The organism is Paraburkholderia sp. (assembly GCF_049581445.1).
Lineage (GTDB): Bacteria > Pseudomonadota > Gammaproteobacteria > Burkholderiales > Burkholderiaceae > Paraburkholderia.
On record NZ_JBAURZ010000363.1, the window covers coordinates 1 to 4,254 of the forward strand.

The 4,254-nt window shown below is 62.5% G+C and carries 3 protein-coding genes; all 3 read left to right on the forward strand.

Features of this window, described 5'->3' with window-relative positions; all coding sequences use genetic code 11:
- On the forward strand, window positions 1-419 hold a 419-nt coding region (locus WCA85_RS31140; protein ID WP_424068882.1), incomplete at its 5' end, for an efflux RND transporter periplasmic adaptor subunit.
- The gene (locus tag WCA85_RS31145; RefSeq protein WP_424068884.1) at window positions 416-3,544 is read left to right on the forward strand and encodes an efflux RND transporter permease subunit; all 3,129 of its coding nucleotides are present in this window, start codon (window positions 416-418) and stop codon (window positions 3,542-3,544) included. The genes WCA85_RS31140 and WCA85_RS31145, both read left to right, overlap by 4 nt.
- A gap of 8 nt (window positions 3,545-3,552) precedes the next feature.
- Window positions 3,553-4,254 (forward strand): TolC family protein (locus tag WCA85_RS31150; RefSeq protein WP_424068886.1); only part of this gene is annotated, 702 nt, incomplete at its 3' end.

A 4,254-nucleotide genomic window follows, 5' to 3' on the forward strand; every position in this document is an offset into this window, starting at 1 on the left:
CGGGCCGCACGTTCACGGCGCGGGTGCGCGAACTGTCGCCCGCGGCCGACCCGCAAAGCCGCACCTATCGCGCCAATCTCACGCTGCTTGATCCCGGGCCCGATGTGCGGCTCGGCATGACGGCAAATGTCGCCATCGCACCGGGCAACGGCGCGGCACTAAGCGCCGCATCATTCACGCTGCCTTCTACCGCGTTGTTCCACGACGGTAACGCGCCCGCCGTCTGGGTGGTCAACGGAAGCGACAACACGCTGGCGCTGCGCCGGGTTCAGGTGACGCGCTACGACGAACGCACCGTCGCCATCTCCGGCGGTCTGCAGGACGGCGAGCGCGTCGTGTTGCAAGGCGTCCACACCGTTACTGCCGGCGAAAAAATCAAGCCAATCGCACCGCTGCATCCCGAGGATTTCGCTTCATGAGTACAACTCACGAAGAAGGACGCTTCAACCTGTCCGCGTGGGCACTGCGTCATCAGGCGCTGGTGGTATTTCTGATCGCGCTCGCGACCGCCTTTGGGATCCTGGCCTACACAAAACTCGCGCAGTCTGAAGATCCGCCGTTCACGTTCCGCGTGATGGTGATCCGCACCTTCTGGCCAGGCGCGACCGCGCGCCAGGTGCAGGAACAGGTAACAGACCGCATCGGCCGCAAATTGCAGGAAACGCCTTATATCGACTTCGTGCGCAGTTATTCGCGCCCCGGCGAATCGCTGATGTTCTTTACGATGCTCGATTCGGCGCCCGTGAAGGAAGTGCCTCAAACCTGGTATCAGGTACGCAAGAAAGTCGGCGATATCGCGGCAACGTTGCCGCAAGGCATCCAGGGCCCATTCTTCAACGACGAATTCGGTGACGTCTACACCAACATCTACACGTTGGAAGGCGACGGCTTTTCTCCGGCGCAACTGCACGACTACGCGGATGAATTGCGCACCGTGCTGCTGCGCGTGCCGGGCGTCGCCAAGGTGGACTACTTTGGCGACCCCGACCAGCACATCTACATCGAGATCACCAATACGCAGCTCACACGCCTGAACGTGTCGCCGCAACAGATTGCGCAGGCGATCAACTCGCAGAACAGCGTCTCGCCAGCGGGCACGCTTACCACCATGGACGACCGCGTGTTTGTCCGCCCCACCGGCCAGCTCAAGGACGTCAATGCACTCGCCGACACGCTGATTCGCATCAACAACCGCTCATTCCGACTCGGCGACATCGCCACCATCAGACGCGGTTACGATGATCCAGTGGTCACGCAGATGCGCTTTGGCGGTAAGGCCGTGCTCGGTATCGGTGTGACGATGCAGCCCGGTGGCGACGTGATCCAGCTCGGCAAGGCACTCGACAAGCAGTCCGCCACCTTGCGCGCGTATCTGCCGGCAGGCCTCAAGCTGGTGGAAGTATCGAGCATGCCGCATGCGGTGGCGAAGTCGGTGGACGATTTTCTGGAAGCGGTGGCCGAAGCCATTGCGATCGTGCTCGTGGTGAGCCTCGTCTCGCTGGGTGTGCGAACCGGCATGGTGGTCGTCATCTCCATTCCGATCGTGCTGGCCGTGACCGCGTTGTGCATGTATCTCTTCGACATTGGTTTGCACAAGGTGTCGCTTGGTACGCTGGTGCTGGCGCTCGGGCTTCTTGTCGACGATGCGATCATTGCTGTCGAGATGATGTCGGTGAAACTTGAACAGGGCTGGAATCGCACCCGCTCCGCTGCATTCGCGTACACCAGTACGGCGTTTCCGATGCTCACCGGCACGCTCGTCACGGTATCTGGTTTCCTGCCTATCGCCCTCGCCAAGTCGAGCACCGGCGAATACACGCGCTCCATCTTCGAAGTCTCGGCCATTGCGCTGATTGCTTCGTGGCTGGCCGCCGTGGTGCTGATCCCGCTGCTCGGCTATCACATGCTGCCGGAGCGAAAACGTCAGGAGCATGAGGCCGACGATCACGAACACGACATTTACGACACCCGCTTTTATAAGCGGCTGCGCGGCTGGATTGGCTGGTGCGTCGAGCGACGCTTCGTCGTACTGGTGATCACCGTCGTCCTGTTCGTCGTCTCGTTGTTCGGCTTTACGCTGGTGCCGCAGCAGTTCTTCCCAAGCTCAGACCGTCCCGAACTGCTGGTCGACGTGCGGCTCCCCGAAGGCGCATCATTCGATGCCACCTTGCGCGAAACGCAGCGGCTCGAAAAAGCCCTTGTGGGTCGCCCCGAAATCGATCACACGGTGGACTTCGTCGGCACCGGTGCGCCCCGTTTCTACCTGCCGCTCGATCAGCAATTGCAGCAGCCGAATTTCGCGCAGTTCGTGATTACCGCGAAGTCGGTCAAAGAGCGCGAAAAGCTCGCACAGTGGCTTGAACCGGAATTGCGCAACCAGTTCCCGGCCATCCGCACCCGTCTGTCACGTTTGGAAAACGGGCCACCGGTCGGCTATCCGGTGCAGTTTCGCGTAAGCGGCGATGACATCGCCACCGTGCGCGGGATCGCCGAACGCGTCGCCGCGACCATGCGTGCGGATCATCGGACTACCAACGTCCAGTTCGACTGGGACGAGCCTGCGGAACGCTCGGTACGCTTCGAGATCGATCAAAAGAAAGCGCGTGAGCTTGGCGTGAGCTCGGACGATGTGTCGAGTTTCCTCGCGATGACGCTGTCCGGCTACACCGTCACGCAATACCGCGAGCGCGACAAGCTGATCAGCGTCGACCTGCGCGCCCCGAAGAGCGAACGCGTCGATCCCGCCCAGCTCCTCACGCTCGCAATGCCAACGCCCAATGGTCCCGTGCCGCTCGGCACGCTCGGCCATCTGGGCTACGACCTCGAATACGGCGTGATCTGGGAGCGCGACCGCCAACCTACCATCACCGTTCAATCGGACGTCACGGCCAACGCGCAAGGCATCGACGTGACGCATAGCGTCGACAAGGCGCTGAGCCAGATTCGCGCCAGTCTGCCGGTCGGCTATCGCATCGAGGTGGGCGGTTCAGTGGAAGAAAGCGGGAAGGGACAGACCTCCATCAACGCACAAATGCCCATCATGGTGATTGCCGTACTGACTCTGCTGATGATCCAGTTGCAGAGTTTCGCGCGGGTGCTGATGGTGGTGCTGACTGCGCCGCTCGGACTGATTGGCGTGGTCGCCACCCTGCTGCTGTTCGGCCAGCCGTTTGGCTTCGTTGCGATGCTGGGCGTAATTGCGATGTTCGGCATCATCATGCGCAACTCGGTGATTCTGGTGGATCAGATCGAGCAGGACATCGCCGCCGGACACAAGCGCTTCGATGCCATCGTCGGTGCGACAGTGCGGCGCTTCAGGCCGATTACATTGACCGCCGCCGCCGCCGTGCTTGCGCTGATTCCGCTACTGAGTTCGAACTTCTTCGGACCGATGGCCACTGCGTTGATGGGCGGGATCACGAGTGCAACGGTGTTGACGCTGTTCTATCTGCCGGCACTTTACGCAGCGTCGTTCAGGGTACGCGGCGACGAACGCGAGCCGCCGTCGGCTGGCGTGTCATCCGCCTCACACTCGGGGAATTGATCATGGCTATGTCTCTTTTCAAGCGTGTGAGTCACGCCCGCAGCGTGGCGGTGAGCGCTGGAGCGCTCTCGCTCGCAGCCTGCTCTTTCGGCCCGAGCGGTGACGCGCCAACCATGCCTCAACCCGCGCATTACGGCGCCGAAGCGTTGCCCGCCGAAACCGTTCCCGCGCAAGGCGTGACGCAGCAGTTCGTGGTCGGCGCGCAGCCGGTGCCGAGCTGGTGGCGTCTTTATCAATCGGATGATCTGAATGCGCTCGTCGATGAAGGGCTGCGCAACAGTCCGACGCTCGCGGCCACCGACAAGAGCCTCACCGCCGCACGCGAACAACTGCGCGCGCAGGTGGGCAGTTCCATGCTGCCGACCATCGACGCGGGCGTTCAGGCCGCGCGGCAACGCGCGCTGGCGATTCCCGAGATTGGGCCGAACACGTTCCTCTATAACGATTTCGTCGGCCAGTTGCAGGCCCATTACACGATCGATCTGTTCGGCGCGTCGCGGCTTGCGAACGCCGCGCTGGCCTCGCGGGTCAACGTGCAGGTTTTCCAACTGGAGTCGGCCCGGCGCGCGCTGGCGGCCAACATCGTCACGGCCGCTATAACGGCAGCCGCGCTGCATGCGCAGATCGACACCACCGAGCGCCTCGTCGCGCTCGCCGACGAAGACGCGCGCGACGCGTCGCGGCGTTATGCGCTCGGCGCGATCTCGCAT

What these genes read in the sequence shown, in the direction of transcription:
- WCA85_RS31145 (WP_424068884.1), top strand. Translation starts at nt 416, where the DNA reads ATGAGTACAACTCACGAAGAAGGACGCTTCAACCTGTCCGCGTGGGCA.